At 67.5% G+C, this 25,010-nt stretch carries 27 protein-coding genes; 12 read left to right on the forward strand and 15 right to left on the reverse strand.

Annotated elements, in window-relative coordinates; genetic code table 11:
• Window positions 1-63: 63 nt before the first annotated feature.
• Together ACIP5Y_RS29785 and ACIP5Y_RS29790 are read right to left on the reverse strand one after the other, a co-directional pair.
• Window positions 64-573 carry a hypothetical protein gene (locus tag ACIP5Y_RS29785; RefSeq protein WP_400355027.1) on the reverse strand — a complete coding sequence of 170 codons (510 nt, stop codon included), beginning with the start codon at window positions 571-573 and terminating at the stop codon, window positions 64-66.
• A gap of 240 nt (window positions 574-813) precedes the next feature.
• Window positions 814-2,283: an amino acid permease gene (locus tag ACIP5Y_RS29790; protein ID WP_400355029.1), complete on the reverse strand. Its 1,470-nt coding sequence runs from the start codon at window positions 2,281-2,283 to the stop codon at window positions 814-816.
• A gap of 207 nt (window positions 2,284-2,490) precedes the next feature.
• Here ACIP5Y_RS29790 and ACIP5Y_RS29795 point away from each other — a divergent pair, with 207 nt between their 5' ends.
• Window positions 2,491-4,464: a gamma-glutamyltransferase family protein gene (locus ACIP5Y_RS29795; RefSeq protein ID WP_400355031.1), complete on the forward strand. Its 1,974-nt coding sequence runs from the start codon at window positions 2,491-2,493 to the stop codon at window positions 4,462-4,464.
• Window positions 4,465-4,467: 3 nt separating this feature from the next.
• Here the strand turns inward: ACIP5Y_RS29795 and ACIP5Y_RS29800 are convergent, their stop codons facing one another.
• The 4 genes from ACIP5Y_RS29800 to ACIP5Y_RS29815 all read right to left on the reverse strand — a co-directional run bounded on the left by ACIP5Y_RS29800 (window position 4,468) and on the right by ACIP5Y_RS29815 (window position 7,609).
• On the reverse strand, window positions 4,468-5,109 hold the full coding sequence (locus tag ACIP5Y_RS29800) for a PH domain-containing protein (protein ID WP_400355032.1): 642 nt from the start codon (window positions 5,107-5,109) through the stop codon (window positions 4,468-4,470).
• A 3-nt stretch (window positions 5,110-5,112) separates the two neighbouring features.
• Window positions 5,113-5,592, reverse strand: a complete 480-nt coding sequence (ribH, locus tag ACIP5Y_RS29805) for a 6,7-dimethyl-8-ribityllumazine synthase (protein ID WP_400355034.1) — start codon at window positions 5,590-5,592, stop codon at window positions 5,113-5,115.
• A 40-nt stretch (window positions 5,593-5,632) separates the two neighbouring features.
• Window positions 5,633-6,892, reverse strand: a complete 1,260-nt coding sequence (locus ACIP5Y_RS29810; RefSeq protein WP_400355035.1) for a bifunctional 3,4-dihydroxy-2-butanone-4-phosphate synthase/GTP cyclohydrolase II — start codon at window positions 6,890-6,892, stop codon at window positions 5,633-5,635.
• 90 nt (window positions 6,893-6,982) lie between these two features.
• Entirely contained in the window at window positions 6,983-7,609 is a 627-nt protein-coding gene (locus ACIP5Y_RS29815; protein ID WP_400355037.1) for a riboflavin synthase, read from the reverse strand.
• A 539-nt stretch (window positions 7,610-8,148) separates the two neighbouring features.
• Between ACIP5Y_RS29815 and ACIP5Y_RS29820 the strand changes: the two genes are divergently transcribed.
• Window positions 8,149-8,595, forward strand: coding sequence for a hypothetical protein (locus ACIP5Y_RS29820; RefSeq protein WP_400355038.1), 447 nt, complete (start codon window positions 8,149-8,151; stop codon window positions 8,593-8,595).
• Window positions 8,596-8,661: 66 nt separating this feature from the next.
• Here ACIP5Y_RS29820 and rpe read toward each other — a convergent pair whose 3' ends face one another.
• Window positions 8,662-9,330 (reverse strand): ribulose-phosphate 3-epimerase, encoded by a 669-nt coding sequence (gene rpe / locus ACIP5Y_RS29825; RefSeq protein WP_400355858.1) that lies wholly within the window; start codon window positions 9,328-9,330, stop codon window positions 8,662-8,664.
• 180 nt (window positions 9,331-9,510) lie between these two features.
• Between rpe and ACIP5Y_RS29830 the strand changes: the two genes are divergently transcribed.
• From ACIP5Y_RS29830 to ACIP5Y_RS29840, 3 genes are all read left to right on the forward strand, one after another.
• On the forward strand, window positions 9,511-9,933 hold the full coding sequence (locus ACIP5Y_RS29830) for an anti-sigma factor (RefSeq protein ID WP_400355040.1): 423 nt from the start codon (window positions 9,511-9,513) through the stop codon (window positions 9,931-9,933).
• A 197-nt stretch (window positions 9,934-10,130) separates the two neighbouring features.
• A complete protein-coding gene (locus ACIP5Y_RS29835; RefSeq protein ID WP_400355860.1) occupies window positions 10,131-10,922 on the forward strand; it encodes an RNA polymerase sigma factor SigF in 792 nt (263 codons plus the stop codon).
• Window positions 10,923-10,977: 55 nt separating this feature from the next.
• On the forward strand, window positions 10,978-13,086 hold the full coding sequence (locus tag ACIP5Y_RS29840; protein WP_400355042.1) for an NAD(+) synthase: 2,109 nt from the start codon (window positions 10,978-10,980) through the stop codon (window positions 13,084-13,086).
• A gap of 6 nt (window positions 13,087-13,092) precedes the next feature.
• Here ACIP5Y_RS29840 and ACIP5Y_RS29845 read toward each other — a convergent pair whose 3' ends face one another.
• Complete coding sequence (locus ACIP5Y_RS29845) at window positions 13,093-13,551, reverse strand: YdeI/OmpD-associated family protein (protein ID WP_400355044.1); 459 nt, start codon at window positions 13,549-13,551, stop codon at window positions 13,093-13,095.
• A gap of 101 nt (window positions 13,552-13,652) precedes the next feature.
• On the opposite strand from ACIP5Y_RS29845, the gene ACIP5Y_RS29850 reads away from it, so the two are divergent.
• Both ACIP5Y_RS29850 and ACIP5Y_RS29855 read left to right on the forward strand, forming a co-directional pair.
• A complete protein-coding gene (locus ACIP5Y_RS29850) occupies window positions 13,653-14,360 on the forward strand; it encodes a TetR/AcrR family transcriptional regulator (RefSeq protein ID WP_400355046.1) in 708 nt (235 codons plus the stop codon).
• A gap of 46 nt (window positions 14,361-14,406) precedes the next feature.
• Complete coding sequence (locus tag ACIP5Y_RS29855; RefSeq protein WP_400355047.1) at window positions 14,407-14,976, forward strand: dihydrofolate reductase family protein; 570 nt, start codon at window positions 14,407-14,409, stop codon at window positions 14,974-14,976.
• Here ACIP5Y_RS29855 and ACIP5Y_RS29860 read toward each other — a convergent pair.
• From ACIP5Y_RS29860 to ACIP5Y_RS29875, 4 genes are all read right to left on the reverse strand, one after another.
• Entirely contained in the window at window positions 14,960-16,279 is a 1,320-nt protein-coding gene (locus ACIP5Y_RS29860) for an RsmB/NOP family class I SAM-dependent RNA methyltransferase (RefSeq protein ID WP_400355862.1), read from the reverse strand. The genes ACIP5Y_RS29855 and ACIP5Y_RS29860 overlap by 17 nt on opposite strands.
• A 503-nt stretch (window positions 16,280-16,782) precedes the next feature.
• Entirely contained in the window at window positions 16,783-17,706 is a 924-nt protein-coding gene (fmt, locus tag ACIP5Y_RS29865; RefSeq protein ID WP_400355049.1) for a methionyl-tRNA formyltransferase, read from the reverse strand.
• The gene (gene def / locus ACIP5Y_RS29870; RefSeq protein WP_400355051.1) at window positions 17,706-18,281 is read right to left on the reverse strand and encodes a peptide deformylase; all 576 of its coding nucleotides are present in this window, start codon (window positions 18,279-18,281) and stop codon (window positions 17,706-17,708) included. Before def ends, fmt begins: the two co-directional genes overlap by 1 nt.
• Before the next feature lie 64 nt (window positions 18,282-18,345).
• Window positions 18,346-19,398 carry a lipase family alpha/beta hydrolase gene (locus ACIP5Y_RS29875; protein WP_400355053.1) on the reverse strand — a complete coding sequence of 351 codons (1,053 nt, stop codon included), beginning with the start codon at window positions 19,396-19,398 and terminating at the stop codon, window positions 18,346-18,348.
• Window positions 19,399-19,484: 86 nt separating this feature from the next.
• On the opposite strand from ACIP5Y_RS29875, the gene ACIP5Y_RS29880 reads away from it, so the two are divergent.
• Complete coding sequence (locus tag ACIP5Y_RS29880; RefSeq protein WP_400355054.1) at window positions 19,485-20,033, forward strand: phospholipase D-like domain-containing protein; 549 nt, start codon at window positions 19,485-19,487, stop codon at window positions 20,031-20,033.
• 75 nt (window positions 20,034-20,108) lie between these two features.
• Here ACIP5Y_RS29880 and ACIP5Y_RS29885 read toward each other — a convergent pair whose 3' ends face one another.
• Window positions 20,109-20,843, reverse strand: a complete 735-nt coding sequence (locus ACIP5Y_RS29885) for a PadR family transcriptional regulator (protein ID WP_400355864.1) — start codon at window positions 20,841-20,843, stop codon at window positions 20,109-20,111.
• A 114-nt stretch (window positions 20,844-20,957) separates the two neighbouring features.
• Window positions 20,958-21,644, reverse strand: coding sequence for an HAD family hydrolase (locus ACIP5Y_RS29890; protein ID WP_400355056.1), 687 nt, complete (start codon window positions 21,642-21,644; stop codon window positions 20,958-20,960).
• Window positions 21,645-21,730: 86 nt separating this feature from the next.
• On the opposite strand from ACIP5Y_RS29890, the gene ACIP5Y_RS29895 reads away from it, so the two are divergent.
• The gene (locus tag ACIP5Y_RS29895; RefSeq protein ID WP_400355058.1) at window positions 21,731-22,531 is read left to right on the forward strand and encodes an ABC transporter ATP-binding protein; all 801 of its coding nucleotides are present in this window, start codon (window positions 21,731-21,733) and stop codon (window positions 22,529-22,531) included.
• A gap of 4 nt (window positions 22,532-22,535) precedes the next feature.
• Here the strand turns inward: ACIP5Y_RS29895 and ACIP5Y_RS29900 are convergent, their stop codons facing one another.
• Window positions 22,536-23,120 (reverse strand): TetR/AcrR family transcriptional regulator, encoded by a 585-nt coding sequence (locus ACIP5Y_RS29900; RefSeq protein ID WP_400355060.1) that lies wholly within the window; start codon window positions 23,118-23,120, stop codon window positions 22,536-22,538.
• Between the two features lie 78 nt (window positions 23,121-23,198).
• On the opposite strand from ACIP5Y_RS29900, the gene ACIP5Y_RS29905 reads away from it, so the two are divergent.
• From ACIP5Y_RS29905 to ACIP5Y_RS29915, 3 genes are read left to right on the forward strand one after another with little or no spacing between them, the layout of a single operon-like run.
• Window positions 23,199-24,044 carry an SDR family oxidoreductase gene (locus tag ACIP5Y_RS29905; RefSeq protein WP_400355062.1) on the forward strand — a complete coding sequence of 282 codons (846 nt, stop codon included), beginning with the start codon at window positions 23,199-23,201 and terminating at the stop codon, window positions 24,042-24,044.
• A gap of 58 nt (window positions 24,045-24,102) precedes the next feature.
• Window positions 24,103-24,543 carry a hypothetical protein gene (locus tag ACIP5Y_RS29910; protein ID WP_400355064.1) on the forward strand — a complete coding sequence of 147 codons (441 nt, stop codon included), beginning with the start codon at window positions 24,103-24,105 and terminating at the stop codon, window positions 24,541-24,543.
• A 10-nt stretch (window positions 24,544-24,553) separates the two neighbouring features.
• Window positions 24,554-24,997: a MarR family winged helix-turn-helix transcriptional regulator gene (locus tag ACIP5Y_RS29915; RefSeq protein WP_400355065.1), complete on the forward strand. Its 444-nt coding sequence runs from the start codon at window positions 24,554-24,556 to the stop codon at window positions 24,995-24,997.
• The last annotated feature ends 13 nt before the right edge of the window (window positions 24,998-25,010 follow it).

Below are 25,010 nucleotides of genomic sequence, written 5' to 3' on the forward strand. Positions count from 1 at the left end.
GAATCGGTTCGGCACCCAACCGCCGGCACGGGTGCAGGAGGGCCAACGGCACTCACCCGCCCGCTAAAGTTCCGGGGAGGCGGAATTGAACCAGCGGTAGCAGTCGCGGCGCAGCAGTAGCGCCAGCACCACGCCGGAGGCCATCACGCCGGCCAGCACGGTGTACGGTCCCATGCCCGTGGGCATTTCGGCCGAGACCAGGGTGAAGATGCACAGGAAGGCCTGCAGGCTGGCGAATCCCAGCGCGGCGATCCACACCCAGCGCGAGCGGGTGCCGAAAAGCAGTGCGACGCCGCCGGTCAGCCAGGCCGCGAAGAAATGGCCGAGGCTGCCGAGCGCGCCGTCCACCCCGCCGATCAAGGCGAGCAGGCAATGCATTATCGCCAATCCCATTGCGGCCAGGGCCGCGTACTGAGTTTCGCGCACCTGGCGCGGAAACACGATCTCGGAACCATCACGACGCAGGTTCCGGGCCAATCCGGTGAATCTATCGAAACTCCTGGCAGGAACACCGTTTCCCGCGTCTGTCGTCGGCATATCCACCTCGTCGACCACAGCCGTATGCGAACTCACAGCACTCCTCATCGAGCAAAACCGTTGCGCGCCCCCTGCGAACGCGGCAGCACCTGACGCTAACCAACCGTTCGGATTCTGGACAATCGCGGCGGGGAACTTATGACTATGACCACGCCGATAGTGCGCACGAGTAAACAGTGATATCGAACACATAACGGCCGCACGCGAATTCCGCGTGCGGCCGTCGTAAGCGCAGGTCCCCCGGCGGTTTCGCAGTCTACCGCCGGAAGCCGGAAACTACTTGTCGTCCATCGGAATCGGCGGAATCACCGGGAATTCACCGGTGTAGCCCTCACGCATCCTGGCGATGGCCAGCACCCGCTTCTTCGCGAACATCCAGCCGATGATCAAGGCCGGGATGATGATCACGAGGCTGCCGACGGTCCAGGTACCGACCGGGTGGTCGAAGGCCATGAGGATCAGCACGGCGAACAGGAACACCAGCGTCGCGATGCTCGTATAGGGCGCGCCCCAGGTCCGGAAGGCCGGGCGCTCCATCCGCCCCTGCTGCGACCACCACCACAACTTCAACTGGCACAGCACGATGGTGGCCCAGGAGGCCAGAATGCCCAGCGACGCCACGTTCAGCACGATCTCGAACGCCTGCGAGGGCACGACGTAGTTCAGCCAGATGCCGAACAGCGCGATGCAACTGGTGAGCAGGATGCCGCCATAGGGCACACCGGCTTTCGACATCCGCGAGGTGAACTTGGGCGCACTGCCGTTCATCGACATCGACCGCAGAATGCGGCCGGTGGAGTACAGGCCGGCGTTCAGACTCGACAGCGCGGCGGTCAGCACCACGAAGTTCATGATCGAACCCATGTGCGCCACACCGAGTTTGCCGAAGAAGGTGACGAACGGGCTCTCCCCCGCCTTGTACGAGGTGTACGGCAACAGCAGCGCCAGCAGGATCACCGAGCCGCAGTAGAACACCGCGATACGCACGATGACCGAGTTGATGGCGCGCGGCATGATCTTGGCCGGGTTCTCGGTCTCACCGGCCGCGATGCCGACCATTTCGACTGCGGCATAGGCGAATACGACACCCGAGGTGACGGTGACCAGCGGCAGCACCCCGGTCGGGAACCAGCCGCCGGCATGGCTCACCATGCCGAAGCCGGTCCGCGCGCCCTCGACGTCGAAACGGCCCGCGAGGAAGATGGTGCCGACCACCAGGAAGGTGACCAGGGCGAGCACCTTGATCATGGCCGCCCAGAACTCCATCTCGCCGAACCACTTCACCGAGGCGAGGTTGATGCCGAGCACGATGATCAGCGCGCCCAGCGCCAGGATCCATTGCGCCACAGGCTGGAACGGCCCCCAGTAGTGCAGATAGGTGGCGACGGCGGTGGTGTCCACGATGCCGGTCATGGACCAGTTCAGGAAGTACATCCAGCCGGCCACGAAAGCGGCCTTCTCACCGAAGAATTCGCGCGCATACGACACGAAGGAACCGGAGGAGGGGCGGTGCAGCACCAGCTCGCCCAGGGCGCGCAGGATGAAGAATACGAAAATACCGCAGACCAGGTACACCAGGAACAGCGACGGGCCCGCGCTGGCGAGGCGTCCGCCCGCGCCGAGGAAAAGCCCGGTGCCGATGGCGCCACCAATGGCAATCATCTGCAACTGCCGAGGCTTGAGGGCTTTGTGATACCCGCTGTCCTCGGCGTTCAGGTTGGTGGCAGTAGTCCGGATCTCGGTCATTCGCCGGTAAACCCTCCGCAATCGTCAAGTGAGGCGTCCCGAGAGTACCTTGCGATTTGCTGAGCGCCACATCGCCGCTCCGTCGCAGGTAGGCGCGCTGGCGAAACACCATGTCAACCGACCTGATGGTCTTCTTGCAAGTAATAGCCTCGGAAACGCTCGAACATGAGGCCGCGGAACACCTGATCATGACGTTAGAGTCCGATCATGAGGCGCTTGCGACAACGGACCTGGGGTGGCGTTGCCGCCGCCGCGCTACTACTGCTCGGAGTGGCAACCGCTTGTTCGGCCGGCCCGGATCAGGAGCAGGCTTCCTGCACTGCGACTCCCAACGGTGTACCGGTGACTTCGGGTGTCCCCGCGGGTCCTTCGTCGACGAATCTGTCGCAGCATCCGGAGATCGCCACCGGCTACCGGACCGGCATGAAACCGGTGCGCACCGGGGGTTTCGCGGTCTCCACCGCCAACCCGGTCGCCACCGAGGCAGCCTGCAAGGTGCTGCGTGAGGGCGGCACCGCCGCCGACGCGCTGATCGTCGCGCAAACGGTGCTGGGCCTGGTCGAACCACAAGCCACCGGCATCGGAGGTGGCACGTTCCTGCTCTACTACGACGCGAACACCAAGAGTGTCGACGCCTACGACGGACGCGAAACCGCGCCTGCGGCAGCCACACCCGACTACCTGCGCTACATCAGCGCCACCGACCCGACCGTGCCCCAGCCCAATGCCCGCGCCAGCGGGCGGTCCATCGGCACCCCGGGAGTACTGCGCCTACTGGAACTCGCCCACAACGATCACGGCAGACAACCGTGGAAGGACCTCTTCACCCCGGCCACCGAAATGGCCGACCAAGGCTTCGAGATCGGGCCGCGGATGGCGAGCCAGATCGCAAGCTCGGCAACCGATCTCGCCAAGGACCCCAATGCGAGCGCCTACTTCCTGCAGCCGGACGGCAGCCCCAAAGCCGCGGGCACCACACTGACCAATCCGGCCATCGGCAAGGTCTTCTCCGCCATCGCCACCGATGGCGCGAACGCCTTCTATACCGGCGCCATCGCCGCCGACATCGTCGACGCCATCAACACCACCACCGCCGGACGCACCCCGGGCCTGACCACCACCGCGGATCTCGCTGCCTACCAGGCCAAGAAGCGCACCGTCGTGTGCTCGCCCTACCGCAGCCACGATATCTGCGGCATGCCCAACCCGTCCTCGGGCGGCATCACCGTGGAATCGACGCTCGGCATTCTGTCCAACTTCGATCTGGCATCGATGAAGCCGGACAACATCACCGGCGACAGCGATGCCGCCCGCGATGGCGGCAAACCGACCGCGCAGGCGGTGCACCTCATCTCCGAGGCCGAACGACTCGCCTACGCCGACCGCGACAAATACGTCGCGGACTCGGATTTCGTTGCGCTGCCGGGCAATTCGCCGCAGACGCTGCTCGATCCGAACTATCTGAAGCAGCGTGCCGCGCTCATCGACCCCAATCACAGCATGGGCCGCGCCCAGCCCGGCGACTTCGGCCCGGTCCAGCTCGGCAACGGACCACTACAGCCCGAGCACGGCACCAGCCATATCTCCATCGTCGACAAGTACGGCAATGCGGCCTCGATGACCACCACGGTGGAATCGGCCTTCGGCTCGTTCCACCTGGTCGACGGATTCATCCTGAACAACCAGCTCACCGACTTCTCCGCCCAGCCCGTCGACAAGGACGGCCTGCCCGTCGCCAACCGCGTCGAGGCCGGCAAACGGCCGCGCAGTTCCATGGCGCCGACCCTGGTGTTCGAGCGCAATCCCGACGGGTCCCGCGGGCAGTTGCAGTACGTCACCGGCTCACCCGGCGGCTCGGTCATCATCCAATTCGTGGTGAAAACCCTTGTCGGCATGCTCGATTGGGGCATGAACCCGCAACAGGCCGTATCCATGATCGACTTCGGCGCCGACAACAGCCCCGTGACGAATGTCGGCGGTGAACATCCCGCCGTGAACGCCGCCGACAACGGCGACCACGACCCGCTCGTGCAACAGCTACGCCGACTCGGCCATCAAGTCTCGGTCTTCCCGCAATCCAGCGGACTGTCCGCACTCGTCCGAGAAGCCAACAGCGACAACTGGACCGGCGGCGCCGACCCCCGGCGCGAAGGCGTGGTGCTCGGCGGCCCGCCGAGTTAGCGGCTAGGCGGCGGTTTCGCCGGTGTACTTGGCGCCCAGTTCGCGGAAGCGGTTCATCGCTTCCACGGCGCGCAGCTTGTCATTGGTGCGAATGGCCATCACCGGCGCGTACTCGTCGTACACCAGTTCCAGGCGGGGCCAGGACTTCTTGTCGGCGAAGGAGATTCCGCGGATGTCCTTCCACTCGTAGAAGGACTCGCCCACCACATTGCGCACCTCGACCCCGCGCGGGCCGACGCGCACCCGCGGCCGGGTGAACAACAGGGCCGAGCCGCCGAGCAGCAGGCCGAAGATGATGAGGCCGATCTGGTCGGAGATGCGGAAGTTCACGCCGGTCGACCCGTGCCGGAGCACGATCCCGCCGAAGATGAAGATCGCCGCCAGCACCACCGCGGTGATCCGGGCATTGCGGATGGAACGGAGCGGCCGCACCTCGAGATCCCACTGCGCGGCATCGGTTTTCGTCTCGACCATGGGTTCCTCGGGCTCCGCGTTCTCCTCGTCGCCGACGGCGGACTCGCCGTCCGGCTGCTCCTGTGTGGCCGGGTGCTGTCCCGATTCGTCCGGTGTGGCAGGCGCTTTCGTTGCGCGTTTGCGGGGCGGCTCCTCCGAGCCGCCGCGCTTCCAGATCCGGACGACAGGCACGACTTACACCGTCTGGCTGAGTTCGCGCAGGGTAAGCGCGGCATCGAGCGCGGCCGCGGCGGCCTGCTCACCCTTGTTCTCCACCGAACCGGGCAGCCCGGCGCGGGCGAGGGCCTGCTCCTCGGTGTTCACGGTGAGCACACCATTGGTGACCGGGGTGCCCTCGTCCAGCGACACCCGGGTCAGCCCCGCCGTCACCGAATCACAGACATACTCGAAATGCGGTGTCCCGCCGCGGATCACGACGCCCAGCGCCACCACCGCGTCATGGGTGCGGGCCAGCGCCTGCGCCACCACCGGCAGCTCCATGGCGCCCGCGACCCGGACCACCGTGATGTCCGCGACGCCGGCCTTGCGCGCGGTCTCCTCCGCATTCGCGACCAGCGCGTCGCAGATGGTGGTGTGCCAGCGCGACGCGACGATGCCCAGCTTCAGGTGCTTGGCATCGGCGAGCTCGAAAGTCGGTACGCCGGTACCGCTCATCGTTGTTCCGCCCTCTCGGTAGTCAATTCGCGGTCCGCGATCAGTTCGCGGTCTCGCCCAGGTCGAGATCGTCCAGGCCCACCAGATCGTGGCCCATGCGATCCCGCTTGGTGCGCAGGTAGTGCAGGTTGTGGCTGTTGGCGCGCACCGGCATCTGCACCCGCTCGGTGATACTCAGACCGTAGCCCTCCAACCCGGCGCGCTTGTCCGGATTGTTGGTGAGCAGTCGCATCGAGGTGATGCCGAGGTCCACCAGAATCTGTGCGCCGGTGCCGTAATCGCGGGCATCGGCGGGCAGGCCCTGATCCAGATTGGCGTCCACGGTGTCGAGCTTCTTCTCGTCCTGGATCTGGTAGGCCTGCAGCTTGTGCATGAGGCCGATGCCACGGCCCTCGTGCCCGCGCATGTACAGCACCACGCCACGGCCCTCGGCCGCCACCATCTCGAGCGCGGCATCCAGCTGCGGGCCGCAGTCGCAGCGCAGTGAGCCGAAGACATCGCCGGTGAGGCATTCGGAGTGCACGCGCACCAGTACGCCCTCGCCCTTGCCGTCGGCGCCCGCGAGATCGCCCATGACCAGGGCCACGTGCTCGGAGTCGTCGTAGGAGCTGCGGTAGCCGAAGGCGCGGAAATCACCGTGCGCGGTCGGAATCCGCGCCTCGGCGATGCGCTCGACATGCTTCTCGTTCCTGCGGCGCCAGGCGATCATGTCGGCGATGCAGATGAGCGCCAGATCGTGTTCGTCGGCGAAGACGCGCAACTCCTCGGTGCGCGCCATATCGCCCTCGTTCTTCTGCGACACGATCTCGCAGATGACGCCGGCGGGGCTGAGCCCGGCCATGCGGGCCAGATCGACCGCGGCCTCGGTGTGGCCGGCGCGGCGCAGTACGCCACCGTCCTTGGCGCGCAACGGAACCACGTGACCCGGACGGGTCAGATCCTGCGCCTCGGACTTCGGGTCGGCCAGCACCCGCATGGTGGTGGCGCGGTCGGCGCCGGAGATGCCCGTGGTGATGCCGTCGCGGGCATCGACGGAAACGGTGTAGGCGGTGCCGTGCTTGTCCTGGTTGACCGCGTACATGGGCGGCAGGCCGAGCCGGTCGCAGTCGTCGCCGGTGAGCGGCACACAGATGTAACCGGAGGTGTAGCGGATCATGAAGGCCACGAGCTCAGGGGTCGCTTTCTCCGCCGCGAAGATGAGGTCGCCCTCGTTCTCCCGGCTCTCGTCGTCGACGACGACGACGGCTTTACCGGCGGCGATGTCGGCGACTGCGCGCTCGATGGTGTCGAACCTGGTCACGTCTGTTGTGCTCCATCTCGAGATAGTTGCCCACTAACACTAGGCCAGCAGCGATGTCTGATTTGCGACGCCTCCCGGCGGCGCGCGCAATCAGCCGCGCTGGACCAGCCGCTCGACGTACTTGGCGATGATGTCCACCTCCAGGTTCACGGTGGTGCCGACCGGGGCGGTGCCCAGGGTGGTGAGCTCACGGGTGGTCGGGATGAGGGAGACCTCGAACCAGTCCTTGCTGCCATCGGCGGCCGCCTCGTCGGCGATGCCGATGCCGGAGACGGTCAGCGAGATGCCGTCGACGGTGATGGAGCCCTTCTCGACGACATAGCGAGCGATGCTGTCGGGCAACGAGATTCGGACGACTTCCCAATTCTCGTAGGGGGTGCGGGAGACGATGGCGCCGGTGCCGTCCACGTGGCCCTGCACGATGTGGCCGCCGAGGCGGCTGTTGACGGCCGCGGCGCGTTCCAGGTTCACCCGGGAGCCGGCGGCCAGGCCGCCGATGCTGGAGCGGTGCAGGGTCTCGGCCATGACGTCGACGGTGAAGGTGTCGCCCCGCACCTGCTGATCGACGACGGTGAGGCAGACGCCGTTGACGGCGATGGAATCCCCGTGTCCGGCATCGGAGGTGACCAGGGGGCCGCGAATGGTGAGTCGCGCCGAATCGTCCAGCTGTTCGGTGGCGACGATCTCGCCCAGCTCCTCGACGATGCCTGTGAACATGCCTTTACCTCTCCTGTCGCCTCGGCCCCCGATGCGGGCCCGTCGCTCCGGCCAACAGCCGCGGGTGCCGGGGGTATTCCCCCGCGCGGCGGCTGTCACCACCAGCCTAACGACGGCGGGTCGTAGGCGACATGCGGCCTCGTTCACTGGAGCGTTCGATACCGGTGGGCGGGACGAGTCGGACGAAGCCGACGAGTGGCACGAAAATGTCCGGAATTACACGGGATTACCAATTGAAATGTCGGGATTTCCTGTGGTTCCAAATTGCCGGGGTGTAAACAAAGATCGCGACGCTACCCAGTCCGCGAGTCGCTTACACCAAAATCTTGCGCGGGGGCGAAAATGGTCGCAAGATTGTTATGCAGCTGATTCCCACAGTTCAACTTCTCCGCCAGCAGTTCAACGCAGAACCGTCTCGGCGTCCACGGCCGTTCAGGCCCCTGGGCGATCATCGAAGCATTCGAACCGAAGGAAGGTTGGACCCTCGCGGGTCGGATACAGGTGGCAGACAAGACAATCGGCACAGATGGGGGTGCGGCGTGACCACGCTTCTCGATTCGACACTCGAAGTTCGCTGCGTGCAGTATCGGCGTGAATTTCATCTGCCGGCATCGATCGACCCGACGTCACGTCACATCCTGCTCGACATAGGCAACCGTTACGGCGCCATCACCATGCCCGCCGAGCTGGGCGAACGCGTCCAGCAACGACTGGAGCAAGCCGAACTGGCCGGTCCGGTCGTACACCATCCCCGGGCCCGGCGCTGGACCTTCATCACCGGCCCCGCGCGGCCGGAGACCCTCGACACCTCGGTCACGGCCCGGCTGTTCCGGCTCTACGCGACCGTCGCCTGCGCCGGCGCACAGGTGGTACTGCCGTCCGCCGACGACGAACGCACCGGATACCGCACCTGGGTGCAGCCGCCCGAGACCGTCTCCGCGGTACCGCCGCTCGAATCGGTCATCGAGGCGCTCCTGGTCCGGTAGCGGCGGACCCACCGGGCCCCGGGCCCCCGAACCTCCGTCGCTACCGGGTTGCCAAGCCGCCGTGGACTATTCGGCGTTCGCGGCGGCCTCGATGGCGATCGCCTTCTGCCGCAGGACTTCCACCGTCGCGGCCGGATCGGCGGTGCCGTAGACGGCCGAGCCGGCGACGAAACAGTCCACGCCCGCCTCGGCGGCCTGCTCGATGGTGTCCATATTGATGCCGCCGTCGATCTCCACCACCAGCCGCAGCTCACCCGCATCGACCAGCCGCCGCACCGTACGCGCCTTGTCCAGGACGTCCGGGATGAACGACTGCCCGCCGAAACCGGGTTCGACGCTCATCACCAGCAGGGTGTCGAACTCGCGCAGGATCTCCAGGTACGGCTCGATCGGCGTACCCGGCTTGACCGAAAGTCCCGCCTTCGCCCCCGCCGCGCGGATATCGCGCGCGACGGCGATCGGATCATCGGCGGCCTCGGCGTGGAACGTCACGTTGTACGCGCCCGCCTCCGCGTATCCCGGCGCCCAGCGACCCGGATCGTCGATCATGAGATGGCAGTCCATCGGAATATCGGTGGCCCGCAACAGACTCTGCACCACCGGCAGGCCCAGCGTCAGATTGGGGACGAAGTGGTTGTCCATCACATCCACGTGCACCCAATCCGAGCCTTCGATCGCCTTCAGTTCCTCGGCGAGGCGCGAGAAATCGGCGGACAGGATGGACGGTGCGATCATCGGCGCGGGCCGGGAGAACGGGGAGGAAGAGGTGCACACAGGCGGCAGTGTATCGGGCAGCGCGCCACGCCCGAGCGGCAGTAGCGGAACGACATCCGGTCGGTAGCGGAACGACATCGGACCCGCCGAACACCCCCATTGGCCTGATTGCCGAGCGCCGGAATGGGTAGCCTCTACAAGGTGATCAACATTTCGGCGGAACAAGGGTTGCGCGCCACCCCGGTCGAGATCGGAGTTGCTGCATCCGTCTCCCAGCTGCCCATCGTGCGTGGACTCGCCGAAACTCTGGTGCTGCTCAGTGATTTCACCCTCGACGAAGTCGCCGATATCCGGCTCGCCGTCGACGAGGCCGCCTCCACCCTCATCGCCGTCGCCGCGCCCGGCACCACCCTGCAGTGCCGCTTCACCGTCGGCGACACCGATTTGCTGGTACAGGTGAGCGGCGTGGCCGCCACCGAAGGACTACCGGATCAGCGCAGCTTCGGCTGGCATGTACTGCGGACCCTCTCCGATGAGGTGAAAGCCGCACAGGGCGACTTCGATCCGGCCATTTCCGGCTACCCGACCTCGGTGGAGTTCCGGCGGGTCCGGGGGAAGGGCTAGTGGCAGACGGAGACATCGTGTTCGCATCCACCGACGCATCCGAGCCCGAACCACACCAGGAAACCGCCACCGGACCCACCGAATCCGGTGATATCGGCGTGCCCGAGAACGGCGCCACCGAGAACGGCACCGGCGAGCCGGGCACCGAGAACAACGGGGACGCCGAGGAGAACGGCGAGGACGCCGCCGACGAGGCCATCGACGAGGAAGAGGCCGAGGAGGTCGCCCGCAGCGTCTCCGGCTACGACGATGTCAACGCGCTGTTCGTGCAGCTGTCCAATGCCGCACCGGAGTCCGCGCGCCGCACCGCCATTCGCGCCGAACTGATCAGCCGCTGCATTCCGCTGGCCGACCACATCGCCCGCAAGTTCAGCGGGCGCGGGGAGCCGTTCGACGATCTCACCCAGGTGGCGCGGGTCGGCCTGGTGCACGCCGTGGACCGCTTCGATATTTCCCGCGGCTCCAACTTCCTGTCCTTCGCGGTGCCGACCATCATGGGCGAGGTCCGGCGCTATTTCCGCGACAACACCTGGGCCATGCGAGTTCCGCGGCGCGTCAAGGAAACCCACCTGCGCATCGGCGGGGCCATCGACGCACTCTCGCAGAAGCTGGGCCGCTCCCCCACGGCCAAGGAGATCGCGGCCGAACTCGATATCGATCCGGACGAGGTCACCCAGGCGGTCATTGCGGGCAATGCGTATCAGCCCAGTTCCATCGACGCCGTCTCGGTCGGCCGGGATACCGAAGCCTCTCTGCTGGACACCCTCGGCGAAGAGGAATCCCAGTTCGACCGGGTCGAGGAGTACGTGGCCATCCGCCCGCTGCTGGCCGGGCTGCCCGAACGGGAGCGCAGGATTCTGACCATGCGGTTCTTCGAATCCATGACGCAGACGCAGATCGCCCAGCAGATGGGCATCTCGCAGATGCACGTCTCCCGCATCCTGTCGAAAACTCTTGCGCGCCTGCGGGAGCAGTCCGCCCGCGAGTGAAACCGGTATGGCCGATGCGGCGCCCCGTGGCGATTCGGTTAGATTGCGATCGACCATGATCGACTCTCCGGGACGCAAAGGGGTCGGTGTGACACAGCAACCGCCGCGCGAACAGGCCTTACCGTTCGACTCGCTGTATCGGCACGGATTCGCCCGGGTCGCCGTCGCCGTGCCGCCGGTGCGAGTCGCCGATCCCGCCTTCAATGCCGAGCAGACTCTGCTATTGGCCCGGCGGGCCGCGGCGGAGCATGCCGTGCTGACCGTGTTTCCCGAACTCGGATTGTCCAGTTACACCGCCGACGACCTCTTCCACCAGGACGCCCTCGACGATGCGGTCGGCCTGGCGCTCGAGCAGATCGTCGCCGAGAGCGCGGCGATCGACACCGTCCTGGTGGTCGGCGCCCCGGTGCGGGCGCAGGGCCGGCTGTTCAACTGCGGCATCGTGATCCAACAGGGCACGGTGCTCGGCGCGGTGCCCAAGAGCTACCTGCCCAACTATCGCGAGTTCTACGAGAAACGGCAGTACGCGGCCGCGCGGGAAGCCCTGGACGATCACATCGATATTGCGGGACAACGGGTTCCGTTCGGCGACGACCTGCTCTTCACCGCCGCCAATGTGCCCGGATTCGTCTTCCACCTGGAGATCTGCGAGGACGGCTGGGTGCCATTGCCGCCCAGCGGTTTCGCCGCGCTCGCCGGGGCAACGGTGCTGGTGAACCTGTCCGCCAGCAATATCGTCATCGGTAAGGCCGACTATCGGCGCGAACTGTGCGCCTCACATTCGGCGCGCTATATCGCCGCCTACCTGTATTCCGCTGCCGGACACGGTGAGTCGACCACCGATATGGCCTGGGACGGACAGGCGCTGGTCTGCGAGAACGGCAATGTGCTGGCCGAAGGCGAACGCTTCGCCGACCACCCGCAACTGGTGACGGCCGACCTCGACCTGCAGCGCCTGGCCGCCGACCGGTTACGGATGACCAGCTTCGCCGACAATGTGCACGATCACCGCGAGCGGCTGGCCCGCTTCCGGCGCATCGAGACGCGACTACCGGTGCCGGCGCGGACCGTGGCCCTCGAACGCGAAATCCCCCGCTTCCCTTATGTTCCCGCCGACCCGGCCGTCCGCAACGAGCGTTGCGCCGAGGTACACCGCATCCAGGTCGAGGGATTGAGCACCCGACTCGCGGCGACAGGTTCCCGGCATGTGGTGATCGGGGTATCCGGCGGCCTGGACTCCACGGTGGCGCTCATCGTGGCCGCCAAGACCATGGACCGGCTCGGGCTGCCGCGCTCGAATGTGCTGGCCTACACCATGCCCGGCTTCGGCACCAGCAGCCGCACCCTCGAGGATGCCCGCCGCCTCATGCACGCGGTCGGCGCGACCGCCCACGAGATCGATATCCGCCCCTCGGCCATGCAGATGCTGCGCGACCTGAATCATCCTGCCGCCGAAGGTGTTCCACAGTACGACGTCACCTACGAGAACGTGCAGGCCGGCGAGCGCACCTCCCACCTGTTCCGCCTCGCCAATATGCATCACGCGCTGGTGATCGGCACCGGCGACCTCAGCGAACTGGCCCTCGGCTGGTGCACTTTCGGCGTCGGCGACCATATGGCGCACTACAGCGTGAACGCCTCGGTTCCCAAAACGCTCATCAAATACCTCGTGGCCTGGACCATCGACACCGAAGGCCTTGGTCCCGAAGCGAGCGAAGTCCTGAAATCCGTACTGACCACCGAGATCTCCCCGGAACTCATCCCCGGCGACGGCGACGCCCCCGCCCAGAGCTCCGAGGCCACCGTCGGTCCCTACGAACTCCAGGACTTCCACCTCTACCATCTGCTCCGCTACGGCGATCGCCCCAGCCGCATCGCCTACCTGGCCCGCCACGCCTGGTCCGACAACACCCGCGGCCGCTGGCCCGACCTCGTCCCCGCCGACCAACGCCACGAATACGACCTCCCCACCATCAAGCACTGGCTATCCGAATTCCTCCGCCGCTTCATCCAGACCAGTCAATTCAAACGCTCGACCCTCCCCAACGCACCCAAAGTCGGCTCCGGCGGCTCCCTCTCGCCCCGTGGCGACTGGCGCGCTCCGAGCGACGCCGTCGCCACCGCCTGGCTCGACGAACTCGCGCGCAACGTCCCCGACGCCTGACGGCGGTTACGAGGTGACGGACCCGAGCTCGGCCGCCGCCTTGTCGATCCGGCGCTGCCGGGTTTCGGGGGTCTTCGCCTGCTCGATCGGGTTCACCAGGCGCTGTTTCCGGCTGTTGGAGAGTCCGTCGAAAACGCGTCGCTGGGAATCGTCCAGGGCCGCAGCGAGATCGGCGGGCAGCTCGACAGTGCGTGCGGCGGTATCGAGGACGAGCTCGACGTTCACCCGATCGCCCGCGCGCACGCCGGCCGCCGCGCGCACGTCGGCGCTGACACTGAGCAGGTGCCGACCGGCCATCACTCCGATGGTCGTCCGGTAGGTGTAGTCGTTGATCCGCGCCGTGACCGGTGGGCGACCGCCCGCGCCCAGCTCGGTGAGGAGGTCTGCGGGCACTTCGATTCCAGTGGTGGTCTTGCCCGTGGCCTCGACGGTGGCGTGGAACTTCAGCGGAGCCGGAACACTCATGACTCTCTACTTTCTGCACTCATCAGTACCAGAGATAGTGTACCGTACAGTACCGAGAGACACGATAGGGTGCAATAGTTGTGGACAAGGCAGGAGGCCCGATGACGGAGACGGACCCCGACACCCCCGATGACGTCCTGGTGGTGCGGATTCCGATGGCAGCGCCGGGCACAGCCGCGAGCCGCGGCCCGGACCCCCGAGTGGTCCGCACCAGGACGGCAATCGCCACCGTCGCGACGACCCTGTTCCTGAAACAGGGCTACCAGGGCACCAGCATCGACGAGATCGCCGCCGCCGCAAAGGTTTCCAAGCGCAGTGTCTACAACAACTTCGGCGACAAGCAGCGCTTGTTCACCGAGATCGTGCTCGGCGCCACCCCGACCGCCGCCGAATTCACCGAACAGCTCGTCGCCGGCCTCGCCCACGCCGACGACGTCCCGGCCGCCCTGCGCGCACTCGCCCGCCGCCACCTGGCCGCCGTGGCCCAACCCCGCGTCCTGCAACTCCGCCGGCTCATCATTCTCGAAGCCACCCGATTCCCGGACCTGGCCGCCGAGTACTACCGGCGCGCCCCCGGGCGCGTCATCGACGCACTCACCACCGCCTTCGCCGACCTGCACGTACGCGGCGAACTACATGTCCCGGACCCACGCCGCGCCGCCGAGCACTACTCGTACCTGATCCTCGGCGCAGTATTCGACGCCGCGCTGTTCGCGCCCGGCAGACCCCTCCCGACAGCCCCGGAACTGGATGAGATCGCCGATAGCGGCGCCACGGCCTTCCTCACCGCGTACCGTCCGAAGCGCTGACAACCGCTCTCGCCGAGAGCCGAACTCGACCGTGAAAGGGTGAGTCGTGAGCGATACCGAGCCGCAGACCGCGAGCGGAAAGGTGCTCTGGCACTTCACCATGTCACTGGACGGCTTCGTGGCCGGGCCCGAGCATGCGATGGACTGGCTGACCGGATTCACCGTCCGGCCCGGACTGATCGATGAGTACGTCACCACCACGGGGGCGATCCTCGGTGGGCGCTCCGGATGGGACGCGATCAATGCGAGCCGGCCCTACGGCGGCGCCTGGCAAGGACCGATCTTCGTCCTCACCCATCACCCCGAAGACGCCGCACCCGCCGCGGGGGTCACGTTCCTGAACTGCGGTGCGGCCGAAGCGATGCGGATCGCACTGGCAGCCGCGGAGGGCAAGAACCTGGAGGTCTTCTCACCATCCATCGGCCGTCAGCTCCTCGAACTCGGACTCATCGACGAGATCGACCTGCACGTGGTGCCGGTCCTGCTCGGCGACGGAATCCGGTTGTACGACAATCCCGGTGGCGTGCCGATCCGGCTGCATCAGGTCGGGCAGACCGACCCGATAGCCGCCGTGAACGTCCGTTATCGTCCGGTCCGGATCAGCTCGCCTGCATAGGTTTACGCAGCGCGGCGACGAACATGGCATCGGTGCCGTGACGGTGGGGCCACAGCTGGGCGCCGGGGCCGTCGCCGAGATCCGGTACGCCGGGGAGCAATTCGCGGGTGTCGAGTTGCTCCGCGCCCGTGCGGCGGACCATATCGGCCACCACGGAGACGGTCTCCGGTAGGTGCGGAGAGCAGGTCGAGTAGACGACCACGCCACCGGGACGCACGAGATCCCATGCGGCCGTGAGCAACTCGCGCTGCAAAGTGACCAGCTCGCGGACGTCGGAGGGCCGGCGGCGCCAGCGGGCCTCCGGGCGGCGGCGCAGGGCGCCCAGGCCGGTACAGGGGGCGTCGACCAGGATGCGGTCGAAGCCGGGGGTCAGGCCACTGTCGCGGCCGTCGGTGACGTGGATGTCGACCGGCATATCGCGGGTGGCCTTGCGGACCAGTTCGGCGCGGTGCTCGGCGGGTTCGACGGCGTCGACCCGGAAGCCGTCGATCTCGGCGATCGCACCCAGCAGGGCGGTCTTGCCGCCGGGGCCGGCGCAGAGGTCGAGCCAGCGACCGCCGTCGGGGCCTTCGAGCGGGGCCTTCGTGACCGCGAGGGCGACCAGCTGACTGCCCTCGTCCTGGACGGCGGCCATGCCCTCGCGGACGGGTTCCAGCTTGCCGGGATCGCCGCCTTCGAGGTACACCGCGTACGGCGACCAACGGCCTTCCTCGCCACCGGTGACGAGCGCGAGTTCCTCGGCGGTGATGTCACCGGGCCGCGCCACCAGATGCACCGCGGGCCGGGCGTCATCGGCCTCCAGCACCGCGCGCAGTTCACCGGCCTCCGCGCCGAGCGCATCCGCGAACGCCTGCGCGATCCACACCGGATGCGCGTACTCGAATGCCAAGTGCCCCAGCGGATCCTGCGGCGCGAGCCGCTCCACCCACTCCTCGGGCGTCCGCTCCGCCACCCGCCGCAGCACCGCGTTCACGAATCCGGCCCGCCCCTGCCCGAATTCGGACCGCGCCAGCGCCACCGACGTATCGACCGCGGCGTGCGCCCCGATCCGAGTCCGCAACAGCTGATACGTCCCCAACCGCAGCGCATCCAGCAACGGCCCGTCGATCTCCTCGACAGCCCGCCCCGCACAATCCGCGATCACCGCATCCAGCAACCCCCGCGACCGGCAGGTCCCATACGTGAGCTCGGTGGCCAATGCCGCATCCCGCCCACTGATCCGCCGCTCCCGCAACAACCCCGGCAGCACCAGATTCGCATAAGCATCCCGCTCCCGTACGGCCCGCAGCACATCCCGCGCCACCAATCGCACCGGATCCACCCCATGGTCGTTCCGCGCGCCACCCGCCCGGCCACCGTTCCCGGCCCCGCCACGCGAGTTCTCCCGCCGACCGCCGCCGGCCGGCTCATTGCCCCGCCGCCGATCCGGCTGCGCCCCAAACGATTCACGCTCACCACGATCCCGGCCGCCACGCGCGGCGCTGCCGCCGGTTTTACGGGGGCCGCGGCCCTGCGCCGCACCGGTGTCCGACTTCGATTCGCTGAATCTGCGACCGCCGGATTCGGATGTGCCGCCTGAGGCTCCGCGGCCACCACGTCCGGTGCCGTTCTGATCATCGGAGCGGCGTGCGGTGCCGCCGGTTCGATCGGGGCGGGGGGCGCGCCGATCGCCTTGGGCGGCAGCGCGTTCGCCGTTGCGGGCAGCGGGTTTGCCATCACCGCCTGCCGCGGCCGAGCGGCGGAAGCTGCCGGTCCGGTCGCGGCCGGAGTCGGTGCGGCGGTTGTCGTCGGCGTTCTCGGGGCGGGTCATCCGATCACCGTGCCCGGCTCCAGGCGGGCGCCGCGGGCCCAGTCGAGGGCGGGCATCATGCGTTTGCCGGGTGGCTGGATCTGGTCGAGGCGGACCGCGGTGGTGGCGGTGCCGATGTAGACGCCGGTTTTACGGACGTCGACGGTACGGACCGGGAGGTGCTCCTCGACGAGTTCCACGGGGCCGAGCTTAAAGCGCTTGCCGTCGATTTCGGTCCAGGCGCCGGGGGCCGGCGTGACCGAGCGGATCAGGCGGGAGATGGCGAGGGCGGGCTGGTCCCAGCGGACCTGGCCGGATTCCGGGAGCACCTTGGGGGCGTAGGAGACGCCCTCGGCGGCCTGCGGAACCGCCTGCACGATGCCGTCTTCCACCGCGTCGAGGGTGGATTCCAGCAGCTGCGCGCCGCTTTCGGCGAGCCGTTCGAGCAAGGCGCCGGAAGTGTCGTTCACGCCGACCTTCTCGACCAGCGTGCCGTAGACCGGGCCGGTGTCGAGACCCTTCTCGATCCGGAAGGTCGACGCGCCGCTGAACTCGTCACCGGCGAGGATGGCCGCCTGCACCGGCGCGGCGCCACGCCATGCGGGCAGCAGCGAGAAGTGCAGGTTGATCCAGCCGTACCGGGGAATCTCGAGCACCGGTTCGGGCAACAGCGCACCGTACGCCACCACCGGGCAACAGTCCGGCGCCAATGCCGTGAGCTGCTCGACGAATTCGGGCTCCGACGGCCGCTTCGGCGTGAACACGGGAATCCCGTGCTCATCGGCCAGCCGCCCGATGGGCGAGCGGGTGACCTTACGGCCACGTCCGGCGATCGCATCCGGTCGCGTCACCACCGCGACCACCTCGTGCCGATCGGATTCGATGAGCCGCCGCAGCGACGGAACCGCCGGCTCGGGGGTTCCTGCGAAGACCAGACGCATCAGCGGCTCCGTTCCTGAGTCCCGGCCTCGGCACGACGGCGGCTGCCGCCGAGCTGCGAGGCCGAGAGCACTGTGATTCCCTGTGTGAACCAAGAGGATTCGCGCACCGCGCGCATGGCGTCCTTACGGGCGGCCGGTTCCAGCCGCTGCAGGAACAGTATTCCATCGAGGTGATCGGTCTCGTGCTGCACGCAGCGCGCCAACAGTCCCTCGGCCCGGAACTCCACCGGCTTGCCGGTCTGGTCGACGCCACGCACCTGCACCGTCATCGCGCGCGAAACGTCTTCGCGCACACCGGGAATCGAAAGGCAGCCCTCGACCCCGGTCTGCGTCTCCTCATCCAGCACTTCCCAGACGGGATTGATGAGATGCCCGTGCGCCTCACCCGTGTCGTAGACGAACACCCGTAGCCCCACCCCGATCTGCGGTGCGGCCATACCGACCCCGCCGCTCTCGTACATGGTGTCGGTGAGGTCGGTCACCAGCTGGCGTACCTCCCGATCGAACGTCTCGACCTCCGCCGCGCGGGCGCGCAGGATCGGATCGCCGAACAGGCGGACAGGCTGGATGGTCACGGGCAGCTCCCGATTGCGAACGAATACGGTCGTCTCATTTTACGGACGCCGCAGACCGCCCCGATCAGGAATGCGCCGCCAGCACTACATCGCTGATGCCGGTGCCCAAGGCGACGGGCACGCAGTTGGGTGCGACGGCCCGATCGGGAGCGAGCAGGTTCACCACCGTCTGCTGTACGAACGGGTCGTAGACCATATGGAAATGCCCGGTCAGGTCGGCGGAACAGAGATCCTGCAGCACCAGATTGGTGGCGCCCGCACCCTTGAGCGCGATATTGCCGAAGGGCTGGATCATTTCATCCACCCGGCTGCCGATGGTGGTGTATCGCACACCCGCGACGGTGTCGCCGCCGGAGTTGAGGTCGTTCATGAACGGCGACCCGGCCGCCTGCTGCACGGCCGCCAGCGAGGACGCCGCCTGTACGAGCTTGTAGATGCCCGGCACCTTGTCGGCCACCGGAACCAGTCCGTACATGACGCCGCCGTAGCTGGGCGAAGCCAGCCCGATCCACTGATCGACCTTGGGTGCGCCGCCCAGTTTGTCGATGTAGTAGCGGGTCACGCTCGCCCCCTGCGAGAACCCGACCATGTCGACCTTCGGCGCGCCGGTGGCGGCGAGCACCTGGTCGACGAAGGTGCCGACCTGCGCCGAGCTGTCCCACACGTCCTCGGTGCCGTAGCTGTCCTTACCGGGTTTACCGCCGTAGTTCATGGCAAACACGCACAGCCCGGCCTGGGCCAGTTGCGGGCTCAGGCCCGACCAGTCGCTGTAGGCCGAGGAATCGGTGCCGTGCGCGAGCACCACCGGATACGGGTGCTGAGCGGTCGGCTTGCAGCCGAAGTCGTTGGCGCCCTGCGGCGCTGCGTCCGGATGCTGTTTCAGATAAGTGGCAGCCCCCAGATGTTCGGTCTGTGGCGGCCCGGGCACGGTCGGCACCATCATGATGCTGTCGCCGTTCGGTAGCGCCTGCGCCTGCGGTGCGACGATCGGCGGCGCCCCGATGACGGCCGCGGCCACTGCCATTACCCCCGCCGGCGCGACACGGCGCAGTGCGCGCGCGGTCCGGCTCCCGTTTTGTCCCGTCTCACAGTGCGCGACGGGGCCCAATTGTGCCATCTCATAATCATCTACGAGGGCGCGCCGAATGTCCCGGTGGCAGCGCATGTTTCGCCGCCCCAAGTTCTGGGGTTATCGTGGCCGGCATGACCTTCGTGATAGACGGTTCGATGACCTGCTATCTCATGCCCGATGATCACGACGCGGCCAAACAGAAATTCCTGGAATTGGTGGCCGCACCTGGGGAAACCTGGATCATCGCCTACACCTTCACCCTGCAGGACGCCACCGACGAGTTGATCGCGGCGCACCACAACGGGGTTCCGCTGCATCTGTATCTGGACCACAGTCAGTCGGTCGGGAACAGCGAAAAGCCGCTCGTTTCACAATTGGTCGACGCGGGTATCGAAGTGACGATCGGCACGAGTACGGCTGGGCGGCAATATATCTGCCACACCAAGGGCCTGGTGACGGACTCCCCCGCCGGGCCGCAGTGCTGGGAAGGGTCGGTCAACTTCTCCACCACCGGCTGGCAGCAGGTCAACACCGCCATGAACTTCGGCTCGCAGCCGTGGCGGGATCATTTCGTCGCACAGTTCGCGACGCTGGTGAACTACGCGTGGACGCAGGAGAGCGATCTGCAGGTCATGCCGCACGCGCCCGTGGTGGCCACCGCACTGGCCCTGAACGCCTGACCGAATCCCGTTGCCGGAGACGCGAAAGGCCTTCCCTGCGACATGGCAGGGAAGGCCTGAGGCGTGATCACCGGATCACTCGTCGGTCGACGGTGCGTCCTCGGTCGACGGTGCGTCGTCCTCGGCGAGGATGCGGTACAGGGCGCGGCGGGCCTCGGTGAGGACCTCGGCGGCCTTGCTCGCCTGTTCCGGGTTGCCGACGGCGGCGACCTGAGCGACCGCACCCATCAGCTGACCGACCAGTCCGCGCAGATCGAGCGCCTGATCGCCGACGCCGTCCTTGACGTCCTGCCAGGGATCGCCGAGATCGGTGCGGTTGGCCTCGATGTAGGCGGTGCCCGCCTCGGTGAGCTTGGCGGTCTTGCGACCGGCCACCCGCTCGATGAGGATCAGGCCCTCGTCCTCGAGCTGCGACAGCGCGGGGTAGATGGACCCCGGGCTCGGGCGCCACACATCCTGGCTGCGCTCGCGGATCTGCTGGATGAGCTCGTATCCGTGCATCGGCCGTTCCTGCAGCAGCAGGAGGATGGCCGCGCGGACGTCGCCACGCCGGCCGCGTCCGCCGCGACCGCGTCCGCGGCCGAAGTGCGGGCCAGGGCCGAAGCCGCCCGGGCCGCCGAAGCCGCCGGGTCCGCCGAAGCCGGGACCGAAGTCCGGGCCGAATCCACGGCCGTGGCCGTGCCGGTGCGGGCCGTGCTCACGCGGATCGCGCGGGCCGCCTCGCCGTGCTCGCGGGTGTTCGCGGCCCTGCTGCTCTTCTGCTCGCAGTCGCCGCCAGGGGCCGCGGCCCCATTCCTGGTTGTTGTCCATGCGTTCCATTGTGGGCCTCCTAAAGGCTCGTTGTTCTATCTGCTGCTATCGACGATATATCGTCAATCTATCTAGAACAATGTGACACGTAACACAGACCAACTGGTCTTGACTTTAGGTGAGGAGACCCCGCGCGCGGATGATATCGGCCAAGGCGGACGGACGCTGCACGGTCGGCACCGGATCCACGAGGGCGAACTCGCATCCGAGAACCGTTGCGCCGCCGTCGGCTTCGGCACTGTCGCCGATCATGAGGGCATTCGACGGATCCACGCCGAGCCGGTCCAGCGCGCCCTTGAAGATGCGGACATCCGGCTTCATGGCGCCGACCTCGAAGGACAGCGTGAAATCGTCGATCACGCGGTCCCAGCCGCGATCGACGAAGGCGGGACGGATATCGAAGGCGATATTGCTGACGATCCCGACCTTCAGGCCGTTCTCGCTCAGACCGTGCAGCACCGCGCCGGTATCGGGGTACGGCGTCCAGGCGGTCGGATCCAGCAGCCGCGCATACAGTTTCTCCGCGCTGCCCTCGGGCACACCCGACTGCTCCAGCACCTGCATATAGGCGGTGCGATGCAGGGCCGGGTCGAGATCCCGGTTGTCCCAGGCGTATTGGCCTTCCTCGTCGAACTGGACGAACTGTCCGACGGGCGCCGTCATGCGGCGCATGATCTCCGCGATCTCATGGGTATCCAGGGCCCGGCCGCCGGTATCGGTGAGATCCACGTCCCAGAATTCCGATTCCTCCAATCGGAACACTGTGCCGGAGAAGTCGAAGAGCACCGCCTCGATCGCCATAGCGACCACCCTACACAGCGGGCTCACAGCGGTGCCCGTCGAAATTCACTCCTCGACTTGTCTGAGGAGTTTGCTACCGTGGGGCCATGACGGACTCACCGGTGCTGAAGGTCGACGCGGTCGACGTGGTGCGTGGCGGAAACCCCATCCTGCAAGGGGTTTCGCTCACCGTACGGGCCGGCGAGCACTGGGCGCTGCTCGGACCCAACGGCGCCGGTAAGACCACGCTGTTGCGCATGCTGGGCGCCTTCGAGCATCCCAGCCGCGGCAGCGTCGAGGTGCTGGGGCATCGACTGGGCCGCGTCGACATGCGCGCACTGCGCGCCGGAATCGGGCACGTCGACCCCCGCCACACGCCGGACAGCCATCTCACGGTCCGCGAGGTCGTGCTCACCGGCGCCACCAATACCGCCGACCTGATTCCGCGCTGGGAAGCCACCGCCGAGCAACTGGCCGAGACCGACCGGCTCATCGATCTGCTCGGCTTGACCCACCGCCGCGACGCCGGCTGGCACATCCTGTCGCAGGGTCAGCGCGGCCGCGCCCTCATCGCCCGCGCCCTGATGCCCAGCCCGCGCCTGCTACTCCTGGACGAACCGGCCACCGGGCTGGATCTCGCCGGGCGCGAACAACTCCTGGAACGCATCGACCGCCTGCAGCGCGCGCATCCGGAGCTGTCCTCCGTGCTGGTGACCCATCACCTCGAGGAACTCCCGCCCGGCACCACCCACGCCATGCTGCTGCGCGACGGCCGCACGGTAGCCGCCGGACCCGTCGACGAGGTCATCACGACCGAGCACATCAGCGCTTGTTTCGACCACCCAGTGCGCATCCTGCGCCACGAGGGCCGCTGGAGCGTCCGCCCGGCCGAGCCCGCCCTGAACTGAGCGCTCAGGCCAGCGAGTCGATCCAGGCCTCCAGGCGGCGGCCCTCCGCCGCCATCATGTCCGGATCACGAAAGGTGTTGGTGAGCAGGGAAATCCCCTGATACGCGGCCAGCAGCGCGACGGCGAGTTCCCGTGCGTCGTCGCGTCCCATGGCGGTGAATTGCGCCTGGATCCAATCCAGCAGTCCGCGCATCACATCGGCGAGTTCGGTATCGAGTCCGTCGGCGCGCTTGTCGAGTTCGGTGGCGAGAGTGCCTGAGGGGCAACCGAATCGGGCCACCGTCTCGCGCTGGTCGACCCAGCCGCGGACCAGGGCCCTGAGCCGCTCGGCGGGCGCGTCGTACTGCTCGAGCGCCGCGATGATCTCCTGTGCCGTGTGGGCGTGCGCCCCGATCGCGGCCTGCACCAGCTGATCCTTGGTCTTGAAGTAGTAGTAGACGTTTCCGACCGGCACGTCGGCCGCGCGGGCGATATCGGCGATGGTCGTCTTCTCCACACCCTGCTCGTGGAACACCTGCGCCGCCGCGTCCGCCAGCCGCTCCCGTTTGCCCGCCTTGGGGGCCGCCGCCCGCAGTACTGAGTCAGTCATACAACTAACTATAGACAACGGCCGGTCGCATGCTCTATCGTTCTTTTCAGTCAGCCAACTAACTCAGGAGTGAGACAGATGATCGCAGTGACCGGAGCCACCGGAAATGTCGGCAGCGCACTCGTGCGCACCCTCGCCGACGCGGGCCAGAAGGTGGTCGCGGTATCGCGAGGCGAAAAGCCCGTGGACCTCCCCACCGGCGTGGAACATCGGCGAGCCGATCTCGACAACCTGGACAGCCTCGCCGAGGCGGTGAGCGGTGCCGAGGCACTGTTCCTGCTCATCACCGGACCCCAGCTGGTCAGCGGCCCGGAGCCCACCCGGGTGCTGGAAACCGCTGCGGCAGCAGGAGTTCGGCGCGTGGTGTTCGTGTCCTCGCAGGCGGCGGTGACGCGATCGGGCAGTGCGGGCTATGCACGGACGCTCGAATTCGAACGGGCGCTGGCCGCTTCGGATCTGGAGTGGACGGTGCTGCGGCCGGGCGCCTACGCCACCAATACCTTCGCCTGGATCGAGCCGGTCCGCGCACAGCGCCTCATCCCGGCCCCGTTCGGGGATGTCGGACTGCCGGTGGTGGATCCCGCCGATATCGCCGCGATGGCCGCCGCGGCCCTGACCGAGGAGGGGCACCACGGGCAGGCCTATACCGTGACCGGCCCGGAGCTCATCACCCCGCGACAGCAGGCACAAGCTCTTGCCGCGGCGTTCGGCGAGCCGTTGCAGTTCGCGGAGCTGACGCGGGATCAGGCGCTGGGCAACATGATTCGCTTCATGCCCGAACCCGTAGCCGAGCACACCCTCGACATTCTCGGCACGCCCACGCCCGAGGAGCAGCGGATCAGCGCGGATGTCGAGCGCGTACTGGGCCGTCCGGCGACCGGTTACGCCGTATGGGCGCAGCGCAATATCGCCGCGTATCGCTGAATCGCGGTCCGGCGCCGACCCCTTGCCTCAATAGTATGCATCTGCCTATCGTATGCAGATGCAGACTATCGAGGTTTCCGAACAACTCTTCTCCGAAGGCACCGTGCTCATGCCCTGGCAGCCAGGTCCGCGGCACGACCTGGCCGGGCCGGTGTTCCTCAGCGTCACCGACTTCCTCGCCGCCTCGAAGGAGGAGGTCCGGCGCATCTACGAGACCGGCATGGAACTCGGCAAGACCTGGCCGGTCATGCAGGGCGCGGTGGGCCTGTGGCTGTGGGGCCGGCCCGTCGAGCGGCGCGGCGGATCCATCACGGTGTGGGAATCCGAGCGGGATATGCGGCGATTCGTGCGGTGGCCGGTGCACGGCGCGATCGTCCGCGAGTGGCGTGGCAAGGTGCGGCTCGGCACCGATTCCTGGCAGGCCGACCGGTTCGAACCGGCCCGGGTCCTCGAGCGCGCCCGCGACACGCTGGGACAGCCACACCGCAGCCTGACCTAATCTTGTCCGCATGCCGACACCCCGTCCGGACCTCGCAGCGATGATCGCGCCGCTCGCCCGCACCCTGATGGCCGCCGAGCAACCCGTCCTCGACGCCCACGAACTGACCATGTGGGCCTACGTCGTCCTGCTGCACCTGGACGAAGACCCGGCACGCGGACAGGGAGCCCTCGCCCAGGAGATCGGCGCCGACAAGACCCGCATCATCGCGGTCCTGGACGACCTCCAGGAGCGAGGCCTCATCGAACGCCGCCCCGACCCCGCCGACCGCCGCGCCCGTCTCCTCACCCTCACCCCGGCCGGCCGCCGCCGCCGCGACGACGCCCAAGCCGCCATCCAGGCGAAAGAGGAACTGCTGCTCGGCAAGCTCTCCCCCGCCGACCGCAGTGGTTTCCTCAACGCCCTCCTGACCCTCGCAGCGCTACCGCGCGAAGAGATCATCGGCGACGATTAGCCGACTCCGGTCA

The organism is Nocardia sp. NPDC088792 (genome assembly GCF_044750615.1).
In the GTDB taxonomy this organism is placed as follows: domain Bacteria; phylum Actinomycetota; class Actinomycetes; order Mycobacteriales; family Mycobacteriaceae; genus Nocardia.

Bases quoted from the DNA above. Each gene is read 5' to 3' on its own strand.
- ACIP5Y_RS29895 (WP_400355058.1), top strand. From the start codon at position 21,731: ATGACGGACTCACCGGTGCTGAAGGTCGACGCGGTCGACGTGGTGCGT.
- ACIP5Y_RS29790 (WP_400355029.1), bottom strand. From the start codon at position 2,283: ATGACCGAGATCCGGACTACTGCCACCAACCTGAACGCCGAGGACAGC.
- ACIP5Y_RS29890 (WP_400355056.1), bottom strand. From the start codon at position 21,644: ATGGCGATCGAGGCGGTGCTCTTCGACTTCTCCGGCACAGTGTTCCGA.
- ACIP5Y_RS29915 (WP_400355065.1), top strand. From the start codon at position 24,554: ATGCCGACACCCCGTCCGGACCTCGCAGCGATGATCGCGCCGCTCGCC.
- ACIP5Y_RS29845 (WP_400355044.1), bottom strand. From the start codon at position 13,551: ATGAGTGTTCCGGCTCCGCTGAAGTTCCACGCCACCGTCGAGGCCACG.
- ACIP5Y_RS29840 (WP_400355042.1), top strand. From the start codon at position 10,978: ATGATCGACTCTCCGGGACGCAAAGGGGTCGGTGTGACACAGCAACCG.
- rpe (WP_400355858.1), bottom strand. From the start codon at position 9,330: ATGATCGCACCGTCCATCCTGTCCGCCGATTTCTCGCGCCTCGCCGAG.
- ACIP5Y_RS29875 (WP_400355053.1), bottom strand. From the start codon at position 19,398: ATGGCACAATTGGGCCCCGTCGCGCACTGTGAGACGGGACAAAACGGG.
- fmt (WP_400355049.1), bottom strand. From the start codon at position 17,706: ATGCGTCTGGTCTTCGCAGGAACCCCCGAGCCGGCGGTTCCGTCGCTG.
- ACIP5Y_RS29885 (WP_400355864.1), bottom strand. From the start codon at position 20,843: ATGGACAACAACCAGGAATGGGGCCGCGGCCCCTGGCGGCGACTGCGA.
- ACIP5Y_RS29900 (WP_400355060.1), bottom strand. From the start codon at position 23,120: ATGACTGACTCAGTACTGCGGGCGGCGGCCCCCAAGGCGGGCAAACGG.
- ribH (WP_400355034.1), bottom strand. From the start codon at position 5,592: ATGAGCGGTACCGGCGTACCGACTTTCGAGCTCGCCGATGCCAAGCAC.
- ACIP5Y_RS29815 (WP_400355037.1), bottom strand. From the start codon at position 7,609: ATGTTCACAGGCATCGTCGAGGAGCTGGGCGAGATCGTCGCCACCGAA.
- ACIP5Y_RS29905 (WP_400355062.1), top strand. From the start codon at position 23,199: ATGATCGCAGTGACCGGAGCCACCGGAAATGTCGGCAGCGCACTCGTG.
- ACIP5Y_RS29795 (WP_400355031.1), top strand. From the start codon at position 2,491: ATGAGGCGCTTGCGACAACGGACCTGGGGTGGCGTTGCCGCCGCCGCG.
- ACIP5Y_RS29910 (WP_400355064.1), top strand. From the start codon at position 24,103: ATGCAGACTATCGAGGTTTCCGAACAACTCTTCTCCGAAGGCACCGTG.
- ACIP5Y_RS29880 (WP_400355054.1), top strand. From the start codon at position 19,485: ATGACCTTCGTGATAGACGGTTCGATGACCTGCTATCTCATGCCCGAT.
- ACIP5Y_RS29850 (WP_400355046.1), top strand. From the start codon at position 13,653: ATGACGGAGACGGACCCCGACACCCCCGATGACGTCCTGGTGGTGCGG.